The 23,277-nt window shown below is 72.4% G+C and carries 17 protein-coding genes; 7 read left to right on the top strand and 10 right to left on the bottom strand.

The window, feature by feature from the left end; all coding sequences use genetic code 11:
- Positions 1-70: 70 nt before the first annotated feature.
- From JIX56_RS16620 to JIX56_RS16635, 4 genes are all read left to right on the top strand, one after another.
- A complete protein-coding gene (locus JIX56_RS16620) occupies positions 71-1,870 on the top strand; it encodes a serine/threonine-protein kinase (protein WP_257541501.1) in 1,800 nt (599 codons plus the stop codon).
- 124 nt (positions 1,871-1,994) lie between these two features.
- On the top strand, positions 1,995-2,732 hold the full coding sequence (locus tag JIX56_RS16625; protein ID WP_257541503.1) for an FHA domain-containing protein: 738 nt from the start codon (positions 1,995-1,997) through the stop codon (positions 2,730-2,732).
- Positions 2,729-4,123, top strand: a complete 1,395-nt coding sequence (locus JIX56_RS16630) for a protein kinase domain-containing protein (RefSeq protein WP_257541505.1) — start codon at positions 2,729-2,731, stop codon at positions 4,121-4,123. Before JIX56_RS16625 ends, JIX56_RS16630 begins: the two co-directional genes overlap by 4 nt.
- Before the next feature lie 118 nt (positions 4,124-4,241).
- Entirely contained in the window at positions 4,242-4,859 is a 618-nt protein-coding gene (locus tag JIX56_RS16635; RefSeq protein WP_257541506.1) for a M23 family metallopeptidase, read from the top strand.
- A 117-nt stretch (positions 4,860-4,976) separates the two neighbouring features.
- Here JIX56_RS16635 and purH read toward each other — a convergent pair whose 3' ends face one another.
- Both purH and purN read right to left on the bottom strand, forming a co-directional pair.
- Positions 4,977-6,566 carry a bifunctional phosphoribosylaminoimidazolecarboxamide formyltransferase/IMP cyclohydrolase gene (gene purH, locus JIX56_RS16640; protein WP_257541508.1) on the bottom strand — a complete coding sequence of 530 codons (1,590 nt, stop codon included), beginning with the start codon at positions 6,564-6,566 and terminating at the stop codon, positions 4,977-4,979.
- A complete protein-coding gene (purN, locus tag JIX56_RS16645; protein WP_257541510.1) occupies positions 6,563-7,192 on the bottom strand; it encodes a phosphoribosylglycinamide formyltransferase in 630 nt (209 codons plus the stop codon). Before purN ends, purH begins: the two co-directional genes overlap by 4 nt.
- A gap of 380 nt (positions 7,193-7,572) precedes the next feature.
- Here purN and JIX56_RS16650 point away from each other — a divergent pair, with 380 nt between their 5' ends.
- The gene (locus JIX56_RS16650; RefSeq protein ID WP_257541512.1) at positions 7,573-8,358 is read left to right on the top strand and encodes a hypothetical protein; all 786 of its coding nucleotides are present in this window, start codon (positions 7,573-7,575) and stop codon (positions 8,356-8,358) included.
- Between the two features lie 3 nt (positions 8,359-8,361).
- Here JIX56_RS16650 and JIX56_RS16655 read toward each other — a convergent pair whose 3' ends face one another.
- Positions 8,362-10,236 carry a cell division protein PerM gene (locus JIX56_RS16655; RefSeq protein ID WP_443032045.1) on the bottom strand — a complete coding sequence of 625 codons (1,875 nt, stop codon included), beginning with the start codon at positions 10,234-10,236 and terminating at the stop codon, positions 8,362-8,364.
- A gap of 249 nt (positions 10,237-10,485) precedes the next feature.
- Between JIX56_RS16655 and JIX56_RS16660 the strand changes: the two genes are divergently transcribed.
- A complete protein-coding gene (locus JIX56_RS16660; protein WP_257541516.1) occupies positions 10,486-11,403 on the top strand; it encodes an RNA polymerase sigma factor in 918 nt (305 codons plus the stop codon).
- Between the two features lie 415 nt (positions 11,404-11,818).
- Here the strand turns inward: JIX56_RS16660 and sucD are convergent, their stop codons facing one another.
- The 7 genes from sucD to JIX56_RS16695 all read right to left on the bottom strand — a co-directional run bounded on the left by sucD (position 11,819) and on the right by JIX56_RS16695 (position 21,754).
- A complete protein-coding gene (gene sucD, locus JIX56_RS16665; RefSeq protein WP_257541517.1) occupies positions 11,819-12,703 on the bottom strand; it encodes a succinate--CoA ligase subunit alpha in 885 nt (294 codons plus the stop codon).
- Between the two features lie 21 nt (positions 12,704-12,724).
- Positions 12,725-13,903 carry an ADP-forming succinate--CoA ligase subunit beta gene (gene sucC / locus JIX56_RS16670; protein ID WP_257541519.1) on the bottom strand — a complete coding sequence of 393 codons (1,179 nt, stop codon included), beginning with the start codon at positions 13,901-13,903 and terminating at the stop codon, positions 12,725-12,727.
- 440 nt (positions 13,904-14,343) lie between these two features.
- On the bottom strand, positions 14,344-14,784 hold the full coding sequence (locus tag JIX56_RS16675; RefSeq protein WP_257541521.1) for a hypothetical protein: 441 nt from the start codon (positions 14,782-14,784) through the stop codon (positions 14,344-14,346).
- Positions 14,785-15,044: 260 nt separating this feature from the next.
- The gene (locus tag JIX56_RS16680; protein WP_257541522.1) at positions 15,045-16,220 is read right to left on the bottom strand and encodes a hypothetical protein; all 1,176 of its coding nucleotides are present in this window, start codon (positions 16,218-16,220) and stop codon (positions 15,045-15,047) included.
- Positions 16,221-16,519: 299 nt separating this feature from the next.
- A complete protein-coding gene (locus JIX56_RS16685) occupies positions 16,520-17,716 on the bottom strand; it encodes a VWA domain-containing protein (protein ID WP_257541524.1) in 1,197 nt (398 codons plus the stop codon).
- A 160-nt stretch (positions 17,717-17,876) separates the two neighbouring features.
- On the bottom strand, positions 17,877-20,369 hold the full coding sequence (locus tag JIX56_RS16690; RefSeq protein ID WP_257550917.1) for a DUF5682 family protein: 2,493 nt from the start codon (positions 20,367-20,369) through the stop codon (positions 17,877-17,879).
- 194 nt (positions 20,370-20,563) lie between these two features.
- Complete coding sequence (locus tag JIX56_RS16695) at positions 20,564-21,754, bottom strand: ATP-binding protein (RefSeq protein WP_257541526.1); 1,191 nt, start codon at positions 21,752-21,754, stop codon at positions 20,564-20,566.
- 133 nt (positions 21,755-21,887) lie between these two features.
- On the opposite strand from JIX56_RS16695, the gene JIX56_RS16700 reads away from it, so the two are divergent.
- Positions 21,888-23,264 (top strand): SWIM zinc finger family protein, encoded by a 1,377-nt coding sequence (locus JIX56_RS16700; protein ID WP_257541528.1) that lies wholly within the window; start codon positions 21,888-21,890, stop codon positions 23,262-23,264.
- The last annotated feature ends 13 nt before the right edge of the window (positions 23,265-23,277 follow it).

A 23,277-nucleotide genomic window follows, 5' to 3' on the forward strand; every position in this document is an offset into this window, starting at 1 on the left:
CGGTAGCCTCGCGTCAACCCGCTTGACACGAGGGCGGGTTGAGGAAGCAGAGCACTCGGGGGACAAGCACATGTCAGACCAGCGGCCCGAGCCGCCCCACGCTCCACCACCCGACGACACCGCACGGCAGCAGTTGAAGCAGGCCGGGGCGACCCCGCTGCAACCCGCCGACCCCGGGCGCATCGGACCGTATCTGCCGCTCGGACGACTCGGCAGCGGAGGCATGGGCCGGGTGTACCTGGCGCGCCCGGCGGACGACCGCGCGGGGCTCGCGGCGGTGAAGGTGATCCGGCCCGAGTACGCCGAGGACCCGGAGTTCCGGCGGCGGTTCGAGCGGGAGGCCGCCGTGCACGGCCGGGTCCGTACGCCGCGCACGCCGGATCTGCTGGGCGCCGGCTTCGAGGACGAGCTGCTGTGGATGTCCACGCAGTACCTGCCCGGCCTCAACCTCGCCGACGCCGTACGGGAGTGCGGTGCGCTGGAGGCGGCCGGGGCGTGGCGGCTGGTGGCCGAGCTCGGGCACGCCCTGTCGGCGCTGGCCACGGCCTCGGTCGTCCACCGCGACCTCAAGCCGTCCAACGTGATCCTGACCCTCCAGGGCGCGCACGTCATCGACTTCGGTATCTCCCGGGCCGTGGACAGCAGCGCGATCACCGTCACCGGAAGCCGGGTCGGCACCCCTGCCTTCATGTCGCCCGAGTACCTGCGGGACGGCCGCTGCGACACCACCTCCGACATGTTCTCGCTGGCCGGCACGATCGTCTACGCCGCCACCGGGCACGCCCCGTTCGGCGACGGGACCGGTGTGGACGTGATGCACCGCGTCGCGTTCGAGGAGCCCAAACCGGAGGTCATGGCCGAACTCGCGGCCCTGGACCCGGCGTTGGCCGAACTGCTGTCCGCCTGCCTCTCCAAGGATCCCTCCGGTCGGCCCACCCCGCAGCGGCTGATCGACGCGGCCACGACCGCCGGCCACAGCCACGCGCCCTTATGGCAGGAACCGCTGGCCACCCGGCTGCTCGCCCGGCAGCGGGCCTGCCAGGACCTGGAGCACGCCACCGCGCGACAGACGGGCCACTTCCGCACGCCCACGGAACGCGTGACCTCGCCGCCCCTCGGCCCCGCCTACGGCCCGGCGACACCACCGGGCCAGTACGGCCGAACGCCGACGCCGGGGGTGTACGGCACCCCGCCCCCACCCGGCACGTTCGGGCCGCCCACACCCCCGAGCTCCAGGCGCGGGAAGCCGTATCTCGCCGTCGCCGCGGGTGTCGCCGTGTGCGTCGTGGCGGTGAGTGCCTTTCTGTTCACCCGTCCGCCCTCCGGCGACACCACCTCGTCGGGCACGGCCGCCGAGACATCCGCCCCGGCCGGCGAGGTGGCTTCGTCCCCGCCCGCTTCCTCCGCGTCGCCCTCGCCCTCCCCCAGCAAGGAGGACAAGGAGAAGGACGAGGAGAAAGAGGGCGGGAAGGGTGAGGAGAAAGGCAACGCGGCGGGCGGGTCCGGTGAAGGTGCGCGGCCCACGGCCACCGTCACCGCCACGGCCGACGGCAGCGGCGGAGGCACGGGCACCGCCCCGAGCGCCACCCCGACCAAGACCGCGACGAAGCCCGCCGATCCGCCGTGGCTCACCCAGTGCACGTACTACTCCGGCACCGAACTGACGCAGTTCGGCGACAAGAACCAGCGCGTCACGCAGGTGCAGTGCGTGCTCGTCAAGCGCGGCTACAGCGTCGGCGGCTCCGGGGTCGACGGCCAGTTCGGTGACGACACCCTGGCCGCGGTCAGGCTGTTCCAGAGCGACAAGGGACTGAACGTCGACGGAGACGTCGGCCCCGACACCTGGGCCGCGCTGCGCAGTCGGACGTGACGTCGGCCCCTACACCCTGAGGCCGACCAATTCGCGTAGGACACGCCTCTTTTGCGTACCCATGGGCCGCTTGTGCACCCATCCTTACCCTGACGTCTGTTTCCGTCGGGGGAGGTCCACCACGATGCACAGCATCATCGTCGTACCCGCGCACAGCACCGGACCGGACGACCATCTGCGTCTCGGGCCCTGCGAGTCCCTGTCCTTCGGCCGTACGCCACGACCGTACGGCCCTCACCTCACCATCGCCCACGAAGGCGTGTCCCGCGAGGCCGGCGAGATCACGGCGGCGGGGGCCTACTGGAAGCTCAGCAACCTCAGTCGTGGGCAGACGTATGTCATCGAGAACCCGGAAGGCGCGGGTGAGCACGTCAAGGTCCCGCCGGGACGGCTCGACGCCCCGATCCCGTTCGAGTTCTCGCGCGTGGTCCTGCCCGCGGGGAGCGAGCTGCTGAGCTTCGAGGTGTGGGCGCCACGCCACGACTACGTCGACCACGCGGGCCCTCGGCAGGGCGCGCCCACCGAGTGCGCCTTCCCGCTCGACCGCGGCAAACGGTACTTCCAGGTCCTGGTCGCCCTGTGCGCGCCGCGCCTGCGCGACGAACCGCACGCCTCGCTGCCCACCGCCGACGAACTGGTGGAGTCGCTGCGGCCGACCTGGCCGACGGTCTCGCGGACTTCGGTGCAGTGGAACATCGACTACCTCGCAGTCAAGCTGCGCCTGAAACCGATGCCCGACGCGACACCGGGCGGCGGCCCGCGCCTCAACGGCAAGAAGGACCGCCTGGTCTCCCTGGCGCTGCGGTTCGACCTCGTCCGGGAGGCCGACCTGGCTCTGCTGAAGGAGAGGGCCGCGCGGTGAATGAGAGAACGACACACGCCGTACCGGTTCCGAAGGGGTACCGCCTCGGTGCCTGGGAGATCCGCGAGCCCATCGCCTCCGGGGGCTTCGGCACGGTGTACACCGCCCGGCGCGTGGAGCCCGCCGAGGGCCTGCCGTCCGAGGCCGCCCTGAAGTTCCTGCCCACCGGCACCCGCACCCCCCGCCAGCTGCGCCATCTCCAGGAACTCGCCGAGCGGGAGACGGAGTTGCTGCGCCGGCTCCAGCGCCCGCGGCTCATCCGCATGTACGAGGCCCTGACCGTGGACGACCCGTCCCAACCGCTGCTCGACGGCGCCACCGCCCTCGTGCTGGAGCGCGCCGAGGGCTCCCTCGACCAGCTGCTCGAACGGCTCGGGGAACGGCGCCCGAGGCGGCCCGACCGCGCGGTGGCCGTCCCCGGCGGGCCCTCGCTGCTCGCCCAGATCTGTGAGGGGATGGCCCATCTCCACCACGCGGGCTGGGTCCACGGCGACCTCAAACCGGCCAACGTCCTGCTGATGGCGGACGGTTCGGTCCGACTCGCGGATTTCAACCTGGCCGCCGAACTGCAGGGCACCCACGCCTACTCCCCCGCGTTCACCACCGTCGACTACACCCCGCCCGAGCTCCTCTGGGCAGAGATCGGAGAACACGGCCACCTCACCCGCCCCACCGCCGACATCTGGGCCTTCGGCGTCCTCGCCCACCTGGTCCTGACCGGCAGTCCGCCGTTCCCCGGGGCGACCCAGGCCGCCCGCCGCGACGCGGTCCTGCGCTACGCCAAGGGCCATGAGGAGCTGCGTCTCTCGCCCGAACTCCCGGACAGTTGGCGGCAGATCGTCACCGACTGCCTCGCTCCCACGCACGAGGCCCGCGCCGCCCACACCGCGCAGTCCCTGCTCCGCCGGGTCGAGCCCGCCGCCGGAGCCGCCCGCTCCCCACGCCTGCCCCGGCTCCAACCACGCCGCGGCCCCCGTCCGGCCCTGCTGGTCGGGCTCGCCGCGGTGACGGTGGCCTCCCTCGTCACGACCGGCTGGCTGGCGCTGCGCGAACCCGCTCCACAGGGGTGGGCGCGCTGCGCCCGGGGCGACATCTGCTTCTTCTCGAAGCCCGACGGGCAGGGCGAGATGTGCAACTGGTACGACTACGACCTCGACTGGCACGACGACTTCATCCCCTGCGCATGGGTGCGGACCAGCCCGCCGAAGTCGGCCTTCAACAATGGTTACGACGACCCCAAGTTCATCGTCGTCCAGCTTTTCAGCGAGCCGGACTACAAGAGCCCGAGCGGCTGTGTCCTGGACAACACCAAGGTCAACTTCCCGGGCGACGGCCCACTGGTCCGCTCCCACAAGTGGGCGCGCGAGTGTCCGCCGGGCGCCTCACCCTAGGACCTCTGAGGTACCGCGGCCTCACCGGCCGACCCATGCTTGACGCGTCCACAGCGACACACGGGAAGCGGGCACCGGATCCGCTCCCGCACAACGGGGAAGAAACGGGGAGCACTTCATGCGCACAAGCACGCCCCTGAGCCGCAAGGCGACCGTGGCCCTCGGCGCCACCGCACTGGCACTGACACTGGGCGCGGGGCTCAGCGCCGGGACGTCGTACGCCGGCCAGCCCTCAGGCGCCGAGTCCGCCGGTGTGGCGGCGGCAGCGGCCAAGCCCAAGTTCCAGATGCCGCTCAAGTGCAACACCAAGTGGCAGCTCAACACCTGGGGCCACAACCCGGCCATCGACATCGTGGTGAACGGCAACCCCGGGTCCGACGGCCGACCGGTCTACACCGGCTACAAGGGCACGGTCGTCAAGGCGTACTACGACAAGGGCGCCGGCAACATGATCATCATCAACCACGGCGGCGGCTGGTACACGGCGTACTACCACCTGCAGGACAAGCCCACCAAGTACGTCAAGGTGGGCCAGAAGGTCGGTGCGAAGACGCAGATCGGCCGCATCGGCTCCACCGGCAGCAACGGTGGCAGCTGGGCGCACCTGCACTACGAGCAGCGCTACAAGAAGAGCGGCATCCCGGGCCAGAAGGACCGCAAGCCGGTGCACTTCAACGGCAAGTCGTACACGGGCAACAACAAGCAGTGGAAGGGCGTCGTCAGCAAGAACTGCTGACGACCGGTAAGAGCTGCTGACGACCGGTCCGCGACCGGAAACGGCAGGGGGCGCGCCGCTCGAAGCGGTGCGCCCCCTTTGCCGTACCGAGCCGATGGCCGGCCGGCAGGTGTCGGCTCAGTGGAAGAAGTGCCGCGTCCCCGTGAAGTACATCGTCACGCCCGCCTTCTCCGCGGCCTCGACGACCAGCTCGTCGCGGACCGAACCACCGGGCTGGACGACGGCCTTGACGCCGGCCTCGGTGAGGATCTCCAGCCCGTCCGGGAAGGGGAAGAAGGCGTCCGACGCGGCGTACGAGCCCTGCGCGCGCTCGGCGCCCGCGCGCTCGACGGCGAGCTTCGCGGAGTCGACGCGGTTGACCTGCCCCATGCCGACGCCGACCGAGGCACCGTCCTTGGCCAGCAGGATCGCGTTGGACTTGACCGCGCGGCAGGCCTTCCAGGCGAACGCCAGCTCGGCCAGCTCGTCGGCGGAGAGGGCCTCGCCGGTCGCGAGCGTCCAGTTGGCGGGGTCGTCGCCGTCGGCCTGGAGGCGGTCGGTGATCTGGAGCAGGGCACCGCCGTCGATCGGCTTGACGTCGATGGGGTGGGCCGGGCCGTCGGGGCAGCGCAGCACGCGGATGTTCTTCTTCTTGGCCAGCGCCTCCAGCGCGCCGTCCTCGTAGTCGGGCGCGACGATGACCTCGGTGAAGATCTCGGCGACCTGCTCGGCCATCTCCTTCGACACCGGGCGGTTGACGGCGATCACCCCGCCGAACGCCGACAGCGGGTCGCAGGCGTGTGCCTTGCGGTGCGCCTCGGCGACATCCGCGCCGATCGCGATGCCGCACGGGTTGGCGTGCTTGATGATCGCGACGGCCGGCTCGGCGTGGTCGTACGCGGCACGGCGGGCGGCGTCCGTGTCCGTGTAGTTGTTGAACGACATCTCCTTGCCGTGCAGCTGCTCGGCCTCCGCGAGACCGCCCGTGCCCGCGGTGTAGAGGGCGGCGGGCTGGTGCGGGTTCTCGCCGTAGCGCAGGGTGTTCGCGCGCTCCAGGCTGGTGGCGAGGAAGGACGGGAACGGCGAGTCGTCGGCGGGCGCGTAGGCGGAGGCGAACCAGGAGGAGACCGCGATGTCGTACTCGGCCGTGTGCCGGAAGGCCTCCGCCGCGAGCCGCTTGCGGGCGGCGAGGTCGAAGCCGCCGTCCTTCACGGCGGTCAGGACATCGGCGTACCGCGCCGGGCTGGTGACCACGGCGACCGAGGGGTGGTTCTTGGCGGCGGCGCGGACCATCGACGGGCCGCCGATGTCGATCTGCTCGACGCACTCGTCGGGGGTCGCGCCGGAGGCGACGGTCTCCCGGAACGGGTAGAGGTTCACGACGACGAGGTCGAACGGCTCGACGCCCAGCTCGGCGAGCTGGCTCCGGTGGTCCTCCAGGCGCAGGTCGGCGAGGATGCCCGCGTGCACCTTGGGGTGCAGGGTCTTGACCCGGCCGTCCAGGCACTCGGGGAAGCCGGTCAGCTCCTCGACCTTGGTGACGGGAACGCCGGCAGCGGCGATGCGCCCGGCGGTGGACCCGGTGGAGACGAGTTCGACACCCGCCTCGTGCAGGCCGCGCGCGAGGTCCTCGAGGCCGGTCTTGTCGTAGACGCTGACGAGCGCGCGACGAATGACCCGCTTGGTGCCCTCGTTGCTCTCGGCCGTGACAGTGCTGTCGGCGGTCACTGGATAACTACCTTTCGTCCCTCAATGCGATAGCCGTTGCGGGCGAGCCGCCCCACGACATCGACGAGCAGCCTTCGCTCGACTTCCTTGATGCGCTCGTGCAGAGCGCTCTCGTCGTCCTCGTCCCGGACCTCCACCACGCCCTGCGCGATGATCGGCCCCGTGTCGACGCCGTCGTCGACGAAGTGGACGGTGCAGCCGGTGACCCTGGCGCCGTACGCGAGCGCGTCCCGCACCCCGTGGGCCCCCGGGAAACTGGGGAGGAGCGCCGGGTGGGTGTTGACGAACCGCCCACCGAACCGCGCCAGGAACTCCTTCCCCACGATCTTCATGAACCCGGCGGAGACGACGAGATCCGGCTCGTACGCGGCGACGGCCTCGGCGAGCGCCGCGTCCCACTCCTCGCGGGTGCCGTAGTCCTTGACCCGGCAGACGAACGTCGGCAGCCCGGCGCGCTCGGCCCGGGCGAGCCCCTCGATGCCGCCGCGGTCGGCACCGACGGCCACGATCTCGGCGCCGTAGGCCTCGACACCGGTCGTCGCGATGGCGTCCAGCAGCGCCTGGAGGTTGGTGCCGGATCCGGAGACCAGCACGACGAGGCGCTTGGCCACGGGCTTGGCGGCCACGGTGGGGCCCTTTCTACGGGTTCTGCGGGGAATGTCGGGTCTGCCGACTGTGCACTTGTATCTTCATACGAATGCTTCACGTCTCCCTATACGGGGAAGTCTACGAAGCGGCCGACCGTCAGCAACGATACCGGCACACCGGACGGCCCCCGTGGGACGGGGGCGTGGCCGGAAGGTAGCGTCTGCGAGGAGCGGGCTCGGGAACGCGGTCGATGTGTGGGGCGTTCACGAAGTGACAGCTCACGCCGTACCAGTAGCCGTACCAGTAGATTTCACCGCCGGGTTCACTGCCACATCACCGCCCGGTGCACCGCCCAGTTCACTGCCGAGTTCACCGCCGAGTTCACCGCTGTATTCACCAAGGGGAAGACGCACTCCTGATGCCGGACCGCAGCCTCCGCCTTCCTTCGCTCCTGCTGCGCGAGCGGAGTTCCTCTCCCACGCCTCCGCGCGAGAGCGAGGACACCCCCGAGCAGTCCGGGCAGCCCGGGCGGGGCCAGGGCTCAGGTCCTTCGGACGACAATCCGTTCGCACCGCCGCCCGAGGGCGCGCCCGACCGCCCGTGGCAGCCGCGCCCGTCCGCGGGCGGCCAGGGTTCCGAGGACGGAGCGGGTCGCGGTGGTGGTCATTCGCCGTGGGGCAGCCAGTGGAGCGACCGGCAGCCCGGCCGCTCCGGCGGACCCTTCGGTGAGCGCCCCGGCGGCCAGGGCGGACCGGGCGACCCCGGCAAGGGCCCCGAGGGCGGTCCGGGAAGCGGGCTGCGCTGGGACCCGGCGGACCCCGCCCAGCGTCGCGCGCGGTACTCATTGCTCTGCGGCATGTGGGCCTTCTTCTTCGCCCTCTTCGCCTGGCCGTACGTCGCCCTGCTGCTCGGCTCACTCGCTGTGTACTGGGCCGTCAGCGCCCTGCGCGCCAAGCCCAGCACCCCGGACCCGGCCCAGCCGGCGCCCCTGGAGCCGAGCGGCAAGCCCCAGCGGACCGCGGCCATCAGCGGCCTGGTGACCTCCACGATCGCCCTCGCCATCGTCGCCATCACCTTCACGGCCCAGTTCGTCTACCGGGACTACTACACCTGCGTCAACGACTCCCTCACCACCGCCTCGGAGAAGTCCTGCAAGGAGCTCCTGCCGGACGGACCGGTACGGGAGATGCTGGGCACGCGCTAGCCGTCAGACGGCTCCCTCCGGGCTCGCGTCGGGGCCGGGGGTGGCGTTGGGGCCAGGGCCAGGATCGGTCTGAGGGGCGGGGTCAGGGGCGCGCTCGTGCGCGGTCCGTCCCGTCGAGGACAGTCCCGTCGAGGACAACAGTCCCGTCGAGGACACCTCGCGCAGCGCCGCCCGGCGGGCCGCGCGGGAGTCCAGGTCCCAGACGTTCGGCGGTACGGGTGCGGACTCGAAGGCGTACGGGTCGAGGGCGTCGTACGATGCGAGGCCGTCTGTGAAGCTTGCGCTCGGGTTGGCTCCGAGGCTCGGGGTGAGCGTGGAGCCGGCCGGGGGCGCGGGTTCCGCCGGCGGCCGTTTCGTTCTGGAGAGCCATGCGGGGAGTCGGCGTGATCTCTTCGCGAGAGGCTGAGGGGGCGGCTGCGCCGGCTGCTGCTCGCTGGTCCGAGGCCCGCCCGGCGCTCCGTCCGCCGTCAGGTGCTGCCCACCGGCTGGACGCGGGACGGCCTCGGCTCCTGTCACCCGCAGGTCGCCCGGGAGCCGCCCACCCACGGTCGCCGCCGGCGCGCGCCGGACCACCGCGGTCGCCCCCGACCGCTTCCCCTGTCCGGTCGCGGCCTTCCGCTCCCGCACCCACACCCGACACCACCGCGCCACCAGGGCCACCGGCATCCCCACCACCCCCACCCAGGCCCCGGCCGCGCCGCCCGCCTGCCACCACACGGGGCCGAAGTCGGCCAGGGTGGCGACGCCGAGGGAGCCGCCGGCGAGGGCCGCGAGGAGAGCGAAGGCGGCGGCGGACATGAGGGCCGCGAGGAGGGTCGCGGCGGCGGTCCGGGAGGCGGACCACGGGGCCTTTCGGTCGGCGGTGGCCCGGGCCGCGGTGAACCAGCCCACCGTCATGCCCGCGGCGACCGGCACCGCGCCCACCGCCCAGTACACCGGCGTGCCCCCGCCCGCCGGGACGGCCGCGAGCAGGGGGAACGGGGGCAGGAGAGCGGCCGGGGCGGTCGCGTGCAGCGGTCCGGTGAGGTGTCCGGCACCCAGGACGAAGCCGGGGCCGAGGGCGTAGGCCGCCGCCCACAGCGCCGCGTTCGGGACGAGGGCGAGGCAGAGCAGCAGTACGGCGAAACGGCCGGACCACCCCTCGGTGAGCTGGAGGAAGGAGTCGCGGGCCGTGCCGCCGTGCCAGGCCAGGGACACGGCCACCAGCAGGGCGCCACCGCCGGCCAGCACGAGCACGCCCGCCCCGGCGGCCCGTCCGGCGGCGGCCGCGAGGTGCCGTCGGCTCTCCGTCTCCGGAGCGCCCCCGAGAAGCGCGGGCAGCGGCAGCGGGGGGCGCCCGCGTGCCGCCCACACCCCCGTGCCCGCCGCGAGCGCCGCGAGCAGCGGTACGCACAGCGCGGACCACAGCCACGACGGCCGCAGCACGCCCCCTGAGGCGTACAGCGTGACCGCCGCGCCGACGACCACGTATCCGGTGACGAGACCGGCCCATGTCGTACGGGCGCTCGCACCGAAGCCGTCGTCCGCGTGGTCGCGGGCCGAACGGTGCAGCAGGACCACCGGCAGGGCGAGCAGGAGGAGGGGGACGAGGCCCACCGGGGCGGGGACACCGGTGAGCGTGTCGGTGCGGACGAGCTCCACTCCGTGGGAGAGCAGCCACAGCGCCGCCGCCACCTGCAGGGCACCGCCGGGCCCGCTGTCCGGGTACGGCGAACTGATCCACAGCACGGTCACGAGCGCGGCGAACGCCCCGAGTCCGAGCCCCGCCGCGAGGAATCCGCCCAGCACCCCGGCGACCAGCTTGGACGACCGGCCGCGCGACCGCCCGTACAGCGACGCCAGCGGCGACGAGGAAAAGGTCGGGGACAGGGATGACATCGGCGCCATGGGCCTCAGGGGTGCCGAAGGTGCCGTCGGGGAGGCCGACCGGCTGTGGTCGGTGGGGTGGTCCGGCCCCGCGGTCGGGTCGTTCGAGTCGGTCGCGTGCGTCACGTCGGCCATGCTCCCAACGACACGCGCTTTACCGGCGTAACGAGGGATTCACGCACGTGTCGCCCAATATGTGCTTATGTGCTTTTTCGTGCGAGGGCCGATCCGGAGAGGGCGGGTACGGCGGGAGGCGATCCGGTGACCAGGGCCGCCGGCAAGCCGCTCGTCTCCTCCGACCCGTCCGTCCAGAGCGGGGCCGAGTGGTACGAGCAGCCTCACTGCGCGGACGACGCCGACGATCCCGACCTTGCCCCACCGCCCCTGACGCCCGGCCAGGCCTTCGACGCGCTCTACGCGTACTGCGCGCCCACCCTCGTACAGCAGACCTATCTGCTCACCGGACAGCACCGGCTGGCCCGCGAGGCGGTGGAGCAGGCCTTCCAGCTCGCCTGGCAGCGCTGGCCCGAGGTGGCCGTCGACCGCGACCCGGCGGGCTGGGTGCGGGCGGCGGCCCACGAGTACGCCCTCTCCCCCTGGCACTGCCTGCGCCCCCGGCCCCGGCGTCGCGGGCCGCAGCCGGCCGACCCCACCGGCCGCGCCCTGCTGGACGCGCTCCTCGAACTACCGCCCCCGTACCGCCGCACCCTGCTCCTCTACGACGGCGTCGGCCTCGATCTGCCCGACACGGCCGCCGAGACGGAGGCGAGCACGCCGGCCGCGGCGGGCCGACTGCTCTACGCCCGCGCGACCGTCACCGCGCGCCTCCCGGAACCGGTCGCGCCCGACGACCTCCACCGCCTCCTGGCCGAACTGCCCGCCGGCATCGACCCCGGCCCCGTCAAGCCCATCGTCCTCCGCGCCCGAGCCGACCTTCGCGCCCGCCGCTGGACCCACACCGCCCTCGTCTTCACCATCGTCCTCCTCACCACCACCGCCCTCTCCCTCCGCACCGCCCCCGACCACTACGAACCCCCCGTCCCCCAAGGCACCCCCATCCGAGACCTCCCCCCAAGAGCAGCCCCCGGCCCCCTCTCCAAAACCGAACAGAAACTCCGAGCCAAACTCAGATCAGAGGCAGCGGCGGGCCCGGAACGCGTCCACCCGGAAGCCCGCTGAGCCACCCGCCCGCCATGCGTAGCTGCGCGCAATCGTCCCGCCGGAACAGCTGCCCACCCTGACCGTCCCAACTGCGCGCAGCCGTACCGCCGGAACAACTGCCCCCCTGGCCGTCCCAGCTGCGCGCAGCCGTACCGCCGGAACGGCTGCCCACCCTGGCCGTCCCAGCTGCGGGCAGTCGTGCCGCTACGGCCCTTCTGATGGATCTCCGCGACGCCGCGGAGATCCATCAGAAGGGCCCTAGGGGCGGCACGGGTGGGCGCAGCGGCACCCGGCCAGCGCCGGTGAGCGAAACCCACCCCCGCCCAGCGGCGGCGCCGGTGCCGCACAGCCGAGTCCCGCCCGGAAACGCCAGCGGGCCCGTACCCCCGAACAAGGGGGTGCGGGCCCGCGAAAGGCTCAGCAGAGCGGAAGGTCAGCCGCCAAGGATCTCGCGCGCGAGCTTCGCCGTCTCGGTCGGCGTCTTGCCGACCTTGACGCCGGCGGCCTCAAGGGCCTCCTTCTTCGCCGCGGCCGTACCGGAGGACCCGGAGACGATGGCACCGGCGTGGCCCATCGTCTTGCCCTCGGGCGCGGTGAAGCCGGCGACGTACCCGACGACCGGCTTCTTCACGTTCGCCTTGATGAAGTCGGCGGCCCGCTCCTCCGCGTCGCCACCGATCTCACCGATCATGACGATGAGGTCGGTGTCGGGGTCGGCCTCGAACGCGGCGAGCGCGTCGATGTGCGTGGTGCCGATGACGGGGTCGCCACCGATACCGACCGCCGACGAGAAGCCGATGTCACGCAGCTCGTACATCATCTGGTACGTCAGCGTGCCGGACTTCGAGACGAGACCGATGCGGCCCGGCTTGGTGATGTCACCGGGGATGATGCCGGCGTTCGACTGGCCGGGGGTGATCAGACCCGGGCAGTTCGGGCCGATGATCCGGGTCTTGTTGCCCTGCGACACGGCGTACGCGTAGAACGCGGCGGAGTCGTGGACCGCGATGCCCTCGGTGATGACGACCGCGAGCGGGATCTCGGCGTCGATGGCCTCGACGACGGCGGCCTTGGCGAAGGCCGGCGGTACGAAGAGGACGGACACGTTGGCGCCCGTCTTCTCGATCGCCTCGGCGACCGTGCCGAAGACCGGGATCTCGGTGCCGTCGATGTCGACGGACGTGCCCGCCTTGCGGGGGTTCACACCACCGACGATGTTCGTGCCGTCGGCCAGCATGAGCTTGGTGTGCTTCATGCCCGTGGCACCGGTCATGCCCTGGACGATGACCTTGCTGTCCTTGTTGAGGAAGATAGCCATGGCTGTGTCTGTCCCTCTTCCTTACTTCGCAGCCGCGAGCTCGGCGGCCTTGTCGGCCGCGCCGTCCATGGTGTCCACGCGCTGGACCAGCGGGTGGTTGGCGTCGGAGAGGATCTTGCGACCCAGCTCGGCGTTGTTGCCGTCGAGGCGGACGACGAGGGGCTTGGTGACTTCCTCGCCCTTGTCCTTGAGCAGCTGCAGCGCCTGCACGATGCCGTTGGCGACCTCGTCACAGGCGGTGATGCCACCGAAGACGTTGACGAACACGGACTTGACGTCCGGGTCGCCGAGGATGATCTCCAGGCCGTTCGCCATGACGGCGGCGGAGGCGCCACCGCCGATGTCGAGGAAGTTGGCGGGCTTGACCCCACCGTGCGCCTCACCGGCGTACGCGACGACGTCCAGGGTGCTCATGACGAGACCCGCGCCGTTGCCGATGATGCCGACCTCACCGTCGAGCTTGACGTAGTTGAGGTTCTTCTCCTTGGCGGCGGCCTCGAGGGGGTTGGCGGCCGCGTGGTCGACGAGCTCCTCGTGGTCGGGGTGGCGGAAGTCCGCGTTCTCGTCCAGGGAGACCTTGCCGTCGAGGGCGATGACCTCGCCGGAGGCGACCTTCGCCAGCGGGTTGACCTCGACGAGGAGGGCGTCCTCCTCGATGAAGGTCTTCCACAGCGTGACGAGGACATTGACGATCTTGTCGGCGACCTCGGCCGGGAACTTCGCGGCCTCGACGATCTCGCGGGCCTTCTCGGGGGTCACACCCTCGTTGGCGTCGATCGGCGTCTTGGCGACGGCCTCGGGGCGGGTGGCCGCCACCTCCTCGATCTCCATGCCGCCCTCGACGGACGCGATGGAGAGGAAGGTGCGGTTGGTGCGGTCGAGGAGGTACGAGACGTAGTACTCCTCGATGATCTCCGGGGCGGTCTCGGCGATCATCACCTTGTGGACCGTGTGGCCCTTGATGTCCATCCCGAGGATGTCCGTCGCGCGGGCGACGGCCTCGTCCGGGGTCGCCGCCAGCTTCACGCCGCCGGCCTTGCCGCGGCCACCGACCTTCACCTGGGCCTTGACGACGGACTTGCCACCGAGACGCTCAGTGGCTGCGCGGGCCGCCTCAGGCGTGTCGATGACTTCACCGGCCAGCACCGGTACATCGTGCTTGGCGAAGAGGTCCCTCGCCTGGTACTCGAACAGGTCCACGCGCTTCCGTCCCTATCAGTGATCTCGCGGTTCGTTGTCTGCGTGGGCGTGCCGCGAGGGCAACGTGACGTCCACCGTCTGTCAGTCACAAGGGAGGCGCACACGGTGTCCGAGCGCGCGGCATGTCCGTCTCGCAGGTTATCGCTGCTTGCGGGGGGCCTCTAAATCGTGGGTCACACCTGAGCGGTGATGCCTGTCACATGATGCCGGGTTCACTGGCACCGCGTGCCGCATGTGCGGGGCCTCACCGAACGGGGGTACGTCCGGTGAGGCCCCTCCGAGGCCCTTCCATCACTCCGAAAGGCCCCTCGACGGGTGATCTCCTCCCCAATGGAGACCGCCCGTCACCACCCCCCGGCCTCCGCCCGGACGACCGACGGCTTTCGATCGTCCGGGTCTCAGCCGACGGAGGGTTGGTTGACCGCGTCCGCCCTACGGGGTCAGAGACCCCGCGGGACGTAGCCGGGGGTGACCGAGTCGGCGACACCCTCGACACCGGTGACCGCGTCGCCGGCCGGCGGACCGGCGGTCCCGCCGACGGTGCCGGTGAGGTCCTGCGCGAACGGACCGACCCGCTCCGCCAGCGGGGCGGCCTCGCCGACGACGCCGTACGCGAAGGGCGCCACGTCCGCGGTGGCGCCGGTGCCGGGGCCGGTGCCGGTGCCGGTGCCGGTGAAGTCGGAGACGGTCTCGTCGACCGTGCCCGCGGCGTCCGTGACCGTGTCGGTGATGTCGGCCGTGTCGACGCTCACGTCGCGCACGGTGACCCCCGACGCGGGCAGTTCGTAGGCGCCGGCGACGGTGGAGCCGAGCGCCCACGCGCCGGTGGCACCGGCGGCTATCACGATGGAGCCGAGGTGGCGGCGGATGTTCTTGTTCATGCGTGCGTCAGTTCCTTCGGGAATCCGAGTCGTGGGGAGCCGAGGGGACCGCGACCGGTGACGCCGCTTCCGTTGGCGGTCCGGGAGTTGGGGACCAGCGGCTGTGCACCCGGCGCTACCGCATCGTCATTCCGACGAGGTCGCGGTTCCGGCTCCGAGGGGCTGTCGTCCGGGCCTCCGGCGAGAGGGGGGGCGCCCGGACGGCGGACAGACCTGTTCCACCCCCGCGCGACAGGTCCGGCGGGGGAAGAGGACCGGTGCTAGCCGGGGAACTCGGGGATGTCCCGGTGCCGGTCCCGGGTCCCGTCCGCGGCGTCTGCCGCGGTTGCGCCGGGCACGAGGCTCAGCGGCGCCCGGTCCAGAGAAGCGACGGCATGCGGCTCGGCGTGCCGCGGCCCACCGTTGTCGACTGCGGCATGGTGGCCGAGGGCGCCCGTCGGAGGACCGCCGGGGTTCTGCTGCGCGGGCACCCGCACGACGGGCGAGTCCGCGACACCGGCGGCCCGGTGAGGTGCCGATACGACCACCGCGACGCCTTCCGCGGCGTGCGGCCCGTACCCGACGGAGGCCGGACCGGCAGCCCGCTCGCCGCTGTTCTCGCTGTCACCATCCACGGTCGAGCCCGGCGTCTCCGCCTCCGCCCGACCCTGCTCCCGCGGCGTCACGTCGACGGGCAGCGCCTCCACCGGCAACGTGTTCCACCCGGGCAGCCCCGGTGGTTCCGGCAACTCCGGCATCCCGGGCAGCGACGGCATCCCGCTCACCGGCGGAAGCTGCGACGGCGCCTCCGCCAGCCCCTCGGCCACCGACTCCACGAGATCACCGACCGGCCCCACGACATGCTCGGTAACCGGCCGCAACACAGGCTCGATGACCGGCCGCACGACGCCTTCGGTGACGGGCCGCACGACCTGCTCGGTGACCGGCTGCACGACCTGCTCGGTCACCGGCTGCACGACCTGCTCGGTCACCGGCTCCAATACATCGTCGGTAACCGGCCGCACTACATCCTCAGTGACCGGCCGCACTACGTCGTCGGTGACCGGCCGAACAATCTGCTCGGTCACCGGCTCTACGACATCCTTGGTGACCGGCCGCGACACAGGCTCAGTGGTCGGCTGTACGACATCCTCGGTGACCGGCCGTACGAGCTGCTCGGTCAGCGGATCGACCACATCCTCCGCAACCGGCGCGACGACACGCTCGCCGACCGACGGCACCGCGTGGCCGACCGTCCCGGTGACATCGGTGACGGCAGCCGGGAAGGGCCGCGAAGTCGGTGCCCCCTCCGCCGCGTTCGCCCGCTCCCCGCAGAGCACCCCCAGCAGGAACAGCCCACCCACCAACAGCGCCACCTGCACCAGACGGCGCCCGGCGGCTCCGCGCACCATGCGCAGGGCTGCACCGGCACCGGGCAGTGCGGCTGCTGAAGTCACAACGGGGAGGCCCTCCCGTGCGGCGGAACGACGGAGTTCGGGGCGAAGATGCGCGAGATGGGAACACGCGTGTGAAGGGTGTGAAGCGTTGCCGATCCTCGCACGGGACTCCTGTCGTCGCGCAAGCCCCGTGTCACCGATGCGTTGTCATGTCCATTTTTCAACCTGCCTTGTCCGGTTACCGACTCCGGCCACACGCCCAGGTCCACCGCCCGACCCCACGTCAGACACCGCCGACCCCATCCTCAGCCGCCCCGATGTCCCCAACCGCCCCGACGTCCTCAGCCGCCCCAACCTCCTCACGCATTGTCCGGTATGGGCAACGGCCGCTTCTCGATCGCCGCCGCCATCACCTCCGGGAAGAGGTCGGGCGTGCAGGCGAACGCCGGTGCGCCGAGGGCCGCGAGGGCCGCCGCGTGGTCGCGGTCGTACGCCGGCGCCCCTTCGTCGGAGAGCGCGAGCAGCGTCACGAACTGCACCCCCGACGCCTTCATCGCCGCCACGCGCTTCAGCATCTCGTCGCGTATGCCGCCCTCGTAGAGGTCGCTGATCAGCACGACCACGGTCTCCGCGGGCCGGGTGATCTGCGACTGGCAGTACGCGAGCGCCCTGTTGATGTCCGTGCCGCCGCCGAGCTGGGTGCCGAAGAGGACGTCGACCGGGTCGTCGAGCTGGTCGGTGAGGTCGACGACGGCTGTGTCGAAGACGACGAGCCGGGTGCTGATGGACCGCATGGACGCGAGCACTGCCCCGAAGACGGAGGCGTAGACGACGGACGCCGCCATCGATCCTGACTGGTCGATGCAGAGGACGACCTCCTTCTTCACCGACTGGGAGGCCCGCCCGTACCCGATGAGCCGCTCGGGCACGACCGTCCGGTACTCCGGCAGGTAGTTCTTGAGGTTGGCCGCGATCGTGCGGTTCCAGTCGATGTCGTGGTGGCGGGGCCTGTTGACGCGGGCGCTGCGGTCGAGCGCACCGGTGAGGGTGGCCCGGGTGCGGGTCGCGAGCCGCTTCTCCAGATCCTCGACGACCTTGCGTACGACGGCCCGCGCGGTCTCCTTCGTCGTCTCCGGCATGGCCTTGTTGAGCGAGAGCAGGGTGCCGACGAGGTGGACGTCCGCCTCCACCGCCTCCAGCATCTCCGGCTCCAGCAGCAGCGCGGACAGCCCGAGCCGGTCGATGGCGTCCCGCTGCATCACCTGTACGACGGAGGAGGGGAAGTACGTCCGGATGTCCCCGAGCCACCGCGCCACGGACGGCGCCGACGCCCCGAGCCCCGCCGAACGGTCCCGCCCCGCCTGCGGCTTGTCCCCCTTCCCGTACAGCGCGGTCAACGCCTGGTCCATCGCCGCGTCCCGCCCGCCCAGCGCGCAACCCGTGCCGTCCGCCGACTCCCCGCCGAGCACGAGCCGCCAGCGCCGCAACCGCTCGTCGGCCGCGTCGGGATCCAGCCCCGCGGTTCCGGTCGCCGTCTGTGCCGCCCCGGTCGTCATCCGCGCACCCCCGTACGAGGCCGGGCCCAGAGCGGGATCACCGACACGGTCGTGGTCGGGCCGCCGCCGGACCGCAAACCATGCCCGCCCTCGCTCCCGTGCCCGCCCCTGGCATCCACCGCTTCGGTGGCCTGCCTCGGCTCGCTCAGTCCTTCGGTCGTCATCGCGCCACCCCCACAAGGTCGTTGTCGTCGGAGTTCTCCCGGACGCCGTTCTCCCGGTCGGCGTTCTCCCGGTCGGCGTTCTCCCGGTCGGCGTTCTCCCGGTCGCCGTCCAGGCCGAGCAGCAGCCGCACCACCGGCAGCACCGCGTCCGCACGGTCGTGGTCGAGGTCGGCCGCGAAGCCCGGTATGCCGGTCCCGCCGGCCGCCGCGCTCCCCCGCTGCCCCGGCCCGCGCCGCACCAGCTCGCCGAGCGTCCGGCGCACCCCCGGCTCGTACGCCGAGAACGTCCGCCGCAGCAACGGCAGTACGTCCGTGAACGCGTCCCCCGGCACCCCGGTCAGCCAGGCGTCCACCAGCCCGAGCAGCCGCTCGTCGTGCACCAGGAGCATCCCGCCGCCGGAGCCACCGCCGACGAACCCCTCGATCCACGCCGCCGCGTCGGCCGGCGCCGTACCGGGCGACAGCACGAGCCCCATCAGCCGCGCCGCCTCGTCCTGTGCCAACTCCCCGTCGTCCAGCAGGAGTCGTACGGCCCGCCCCCGAATGATGCCCGGGACGGTGTCCCGCCCGGAGAGGACACGCAGCACCGCATGCCAACGGGCGCGTATGTCACCGCCCCGCTCCGTGCGCTCCCCCGTGACGACGTCACCCAGCAGCCCCACCGCTCCGTGCACCGCGTCCACATGGCGGCGCATCTCCTGTGCCGCCTCCGCGTCGAGCGCGGCGCACGCGGGCGGGAGCCCGACGAAGACGCGCTCGGCGAGCCCGGCGGCGACCTCGGCCAGCGCCCGGGTGTCGGTGGCGCGGACGTCGCCGTAGCGGAGGGAGCGGACGAGGGCGGGGAGGGCCTGGGCGAGGTGGCCCACGTCGGCGTCGAGGGCGGCGCGGTCGGCGAGGACCCGCATCACCACGGGCAGGGCGTCGGGGAGTTCGGCGAGCAGGCAGTGCTCCGCGAGCCCCGTGATATCGGCGAGCGACCGGGCCGTGACGGCGTCCGCCTCGGCCTTCGCGGTCGTCGCGGAGAGCACGGTGGTCCCCCACACCCCGGCCTCGGCGACCCGCACCGACAGCTCCGGCTCCCAGCGCAGCCGCCAGGTCTCCCGGAACGTGCCCGTGCTGCCGCGCGAGGTCGTCGGCTCGCCCCACTCGACGCCGAGCAGCCGCAGCCGGTGCAGCAGACGGCTGCGCTCCGCGTCGTTCTCCTTCCGCAGGTCGAGCTCCAACTCCCGCTCCAGCGCCTCCGGCTTGAGCCGCAGCCGCCGCTGGAGCCGCGCGAGGTCCCGCTGCAACGGCACCGCCGGCGCCGACTCGGGCACCTCCCCCAGTACGTCACCGACCACCAGCCGGTCGTGCACCAGCGACAGCGGTACGTCCGAGCCGTCGCACATCACCGCCCGTACGGCGTCGGTGGTCTCCGTGAGCCCCGGCAGAGGGCGCCCGCGCATCGCGGCGAGCGTCTCGGCCAGCCGTACCGCCTCGATGACATGCGCGGAGGAGACGATCCGGTCCTCCTCCCGCAGCAGCCCCGCGACCTTGGTCAGCCACCGCTCCACGGGACGGTCGGGTGCGCTGAACAGGTGGCCGTACCAGCCCGGCGAGTCGATGCCCGCGCCGTAGCCGCTGGCCCGGGCCAGCCTTCGGTGCGTCCACGGCACCCAGGTCATGTCGGCCTTGACCTTGGGCAGCCCCTTCAGCAGCGCCCGATCGGCGGCCACGGTCCGTTTCTCCCACAGCGCGGGCACATGCCAGGCCCCGCACACGACGGCCACGCCGTCGTCCCCGAACTCCTTCTGCGCGGCCCGCAGCTGCAACCGCATGTACGCCTCACGCACCGGGTCCCGATCGCGCCCCCCGGTCCCGAACACCTCCCGCAGCGCCCCCATGGCCTCCTCCAGCACGGCGAACGGCGCGAAGACGTCCCCACCGGCCCCCCGATGCTCGACCACGTCCTCCCACCACCGCTCGGCATCGTCATACCCGGCCGCTTCGGCAAGCGCGGCCAGAGGGTCGACGCGAACCGCCTCGTCCGCCGACGCCTCAGCCGAGGCCGGCCCTTCGCCCGGCGCCAATCCCTCAGTCGCCCCCTGCGGCCGCGAGGTCCGTCCGTTCGGCTCGGCGGCGGCAGCCTCCTCTCTCCCCCACACCAGCGAATGCGTGGCCGGCAGGTCGATGAAACGGGCCGGGACACCGTGGGCCAGGGCCCAGCGGATGGCCACCCACTCCGGGGAGAACTCGGCGAGGGGCCAGAAGGAGGAGCGGCCGGGTTCGTCGACCGCGTGGGCGAGGAGGGCGACCGGGGGCCGCATGTCCTCGTCGGCGGCGAGCGGGATGAGCGCGTCCGCCTCCGGTGGCCCCTCGATCAGCACGACCCGGGGCCGGGCCGCCTCCAGCGCGGCCCGCACCGCCCGCGCCGACCCCGGCCCGTGATGCCGCACCCCGAGCAGCAACGGCCCACCACCAGGCGGCCGCACCCCGGCGAGCCTCTGCATGTCCGCGTGTTCCACGCCCGCGTACGCCTCCACGCCGCCGTGAGTCTCCACGCCGGCATGCGCCTCCGCCCCGGCAACCTTCTCCACGTCGGTGCATGCCTCCGCCCCAGCACACCCCTCCACCTCAACCGCCGTGTCCGGCCGCCCGGCCGGACCCGGGCCGCCGGTCCCCGCCGCTCCCTCTCCCCGCCCCGTCACGCGCTCACCTCGCGGCAGGCGCGGTAGAAGTCCGTCCAGCCGTCGCGCTCGCGGACGACCGCCTCCAGGTACTCCTGCCAGATGACGCGGTCGGCGGCCGGGTCGCGGACGACGGCGCCGAGGATGCCGGCGGCGACGTCGGACGGGCGCAGGACGCCGTCGCCGAAGTGGGCGGCGAGGGCGAGCCCGTTGGTGACGACGGAGATCGCCTCGGCGGTCGACAGGGTGCCGCTGGGCGACTTCAGTTTCGTACGGCCGTCCGTGGTGACGCCGTCGCGGAGCTCCCGGAAGACGGTGACGACGCGGCGGATCTCGTCGATGCCGTCCGGCGCGGCCGGCAGGTCGAGTGAGCGGCCGATCTGGTCGACGCGGCGCGAGACGATGTCGACCTCGGCGTCGGCACTCTCCGGCAGCGGCAGCACGACCGTGTTGAAACGGCGGCGCAGGGCGCTCGACAGGTCGTTGACCCCGCGGTCGCGGTCATTGGCCGTGGCGATGAGGTTGAAGCCGCGGACGGCCTGCACTTCCTGCCCCAACTCCGGGATCGGCAGGGTCTTCTCGGACAGGATCGTGATCAGCGTGTCCTGGACGTCGGCCGGGATACGGGTCAGCTCCTCCACGCGGGCCGTCATGCCCTCCGCCATGGCCCGCATGACGGGGCTGGGCACGAGGGCGTCACGGCTCGGGCCGTGGGCGAGCAGCCGCGCGTAGTTCCAGCCGTAGCGGATCGCTTCTTCCGGGGTGCCCGCCGTGCCCTGCACGAGCAGTGTGGAGTCGCCGCTGACGGCCGCGGCCAGGTGCTCGGAGACCCAGGTCTTGGCGGTGCCGGGCACGCCGAGCAGGAGCAGGGCGCGGTCGGTGGCGAGGGTGGTGACGGCGACCTCGACGATGCGGCGCGGCCCGACGTACTTCGGTGTGATCACCGTGCCGTCCGGGAGCGTCCCGCCGAGCAGATAGGTGGCGACGGCCCACGGCGAGAGCTTCCAGCGGGCCGGCCGGGGCCGGTCGTCCTGGGCGGCCAGCGCGGTCAGTTCATCGGCGAAGGCGTGCTCGGCGTGGGCCCGCAGAACCTCGCCGCCCGCACGCGGGTCCACCCCCGCGTCCGTGTGTACACGCGTGTGCGTGTTCGCGGGCGCGGACTGGTTGCGGCTCGGGTCGACAGTGGTCGTTCCAGTAGACGCAGGCATGGCTGAGTCCCCCTCCAGCTCGGCCGGTTCGGATCTGGTGACCACACTGCACCACACCACTGACAATCCAGTCTGACCTGCGGAAATTGGATCGCGCAAACCAATTGTCAGTGGTGGGATCTACCTTCGAAGCATGACTCAGCAGGGGGTGCGCTGGACGGCTGAGCAGGTGCTGGCATTGGCACCTGACGCCACGTCGCGCAAAGCCGGAAGCAAACTCGGCGCGGCCGGGCCGTGGTCGGAGGCAGGCACTTCGGACGAGGGGACGGTGTGGGGACTATGCAGAGGCAGTGGCAGCAAGCCGTATCAGACAGTGATCGACGTCGCGGACTCCACCGGGCCCGCGTACAAGTGCAGTTGTCCGAGCAGGAAGTTCCCGTGCAAGCATGCGCTGGGGCTGCTGCTTCTCTGGGCGGGCGGCGACGCCGCGGTGCCGCCTGGGCAGGCGCCGGACTGGGCGGAGCAGTGGCTTGCGGGCCGCCGCTCGCGCGCAGCGGAGAGGACGACGAGGACGGACGCGGCATCTGGGGCCACGTCCGCTGACCCCGAGGCGGCGCGTCGCCGAGCTGAGCGGCGCGCCGACCGGATCACCGCGGGCGCGACGGAGCTCGAACAGCGCCTGACCGACCTGCTCCGCGGCGGCCTGGCCGCCGCGGAGCAGGCGGGGTACGGCCTGTGGGAGGAGACGGCGGCCCGTATGGTCGACGCCCAGGCCCCCGGACTGGCCGCGCGGGTGAGGGAGTTGGGTGCGATACCGGGCTCGGGCCCCGGCTGGCCGGTCCGCCTCCTTGAGGAGTGCGCCCTTCTTCATCTCCTGGACCGGGGCTGGCTGCGCCGCGAGCAGCTCCCTGACGGCCTGGCGGCCACGGTCCGCTCCCGGGTCGGCCTGCCCGGCTCCCCGGACGGCCCACCGGTCCGCGACCGCTGGCTGGCCCTCGCCCAGTACGACACGTCCGACTCCCGTCTCACCACCCGCCGCATCTGGCTCCACGGCGCCGAGTCGGGCCGTACGGCACTGCTCCTCTCCTACGGAGCCGCCGGCCGAGCCCCCGAGCTGTCGCTCCCGGTCGGCCTGGCCTTCGAGGCGGAGGTGTCGGCGTACCCGGGCGCGGGACAGCTACGAGCGGCCCTGGGCGAGCGATTCACCGCGCCCGAGCCCACCGCCCTACGACCGCCGGGCCTGACTTCGGCCGAAGCGGCGGCCCGTTACGGCGAGGCCCTCCGGGACGACCCCTGGCTGGACGCCTACCCGGTCACCCTCGCCCGTGTCCTACCGATCCCGGACGGCGACTCCTGGCAACTGGCCGACGCCGACAGCGATCTGGCCCTCCCCATCACCCCGGCCGCCCGCTCCCGCCCGGGTCTGTGGCGCCTCGTCGCCCTCTCCGGCGGCACGCCCGTCACGGTCTTCGGTGAGTGCGGCCACCGTGGCTTCACACCGCTGACGGCTTGGGCGGAGGGGACGGAGGAGACATCGGTGGCGGCCGGTCAGGCGGCGGCCCTGTGCTGAGGGAAGGCGGAGG

This window comes from Streptomyces sp. CA-210063 (assembly GCF_024612015.1).
Classification (GTDB): domain Bacteria; phylum Actinomycetota; class Actinomycetes; order Streptomycetales; family Streptomycetaceae; genus Streptomyces.

Bases quoted from the DNA above. Each gene is read 5' to 3' on its own strand.
- JIX56_RS16690 (WP_257550917.1), bottom strand. From the start codon at position 20,369: ATGCAGAGGCTCGCCGGGGTGCGGCCGCCTGGTGGTGGGCCGTTGCTG.
- JIX56_RS16655 (WP_443032045.1), bottom strand. From the start codon at position 10,236: ATGTCATCCCTGTCCCCGACCTTTTCCTCGTCGCCGCTGGCGTCGCTG.
- JIX56_RS16675 (WP_257541521.1), bottom strand. From the start codon at position 14,784: ATGAACAAGAACATCCGCCGCCACCTCGGCTCCATCGTGATAGCCGCC.
- JIX56_RS16625 (WP_257541503.1), top strand. From the start codon at position 1,995: ATGCACAGCATCATCGTCGTACCCGCGCACAGCACCGGACCGGACGAC.
- JIX56_RS16700 (WP_257541528.1), top strand. From the start codon at position 21,888: ATGACTCAGCAGGGGGTGCGCTGGACGGCTGAGCAGGTGCTGGCATTG.
- JIX56_RS16685 (WP_257541524.1), bottom strand. From the start codon at position 17,716: ATGACGACCGGGGCGGCACAGACGGCGACCGGAACCGCGGGGCTGGAT.
- JIX56_RS16635 (WP_257541506.1), top strand. From the start codon at position 4,242: ATGCGCACAAGCACGCCCCTGAGCCGCAAGGCGACCGTGGCCCTCGGC.
- JIX56_RS16695 (WP_257541526.1), bottom strand. From the start codon at position 21,754: ATGCCTGCGTCTACTGGAACGACCACTGTCGACCCGAGCCGCAACCAG.
- JIX56_RS16650 (WP_257541512.1), top strand. From the start codon at position 7,573: ATGCCGGACCGCAGCCTCCGCCTTCCTTCGCTCCTGCTGCGCGAGCGG.
- sucD (WP_257541517.1), bottom strand. From the start codon at position 12,703: ATGGCTATCTTCCTCAACAAGGACAGCAAGGTCATCGTCCAGGGCATG.
- JIX56_RS16620 (WP_257541501.1), top strand. From the start codon at position 71: ATGTCAGACCAGCGGCCCGAGCCGCCCCACGCTCCACCACCCGACGAC.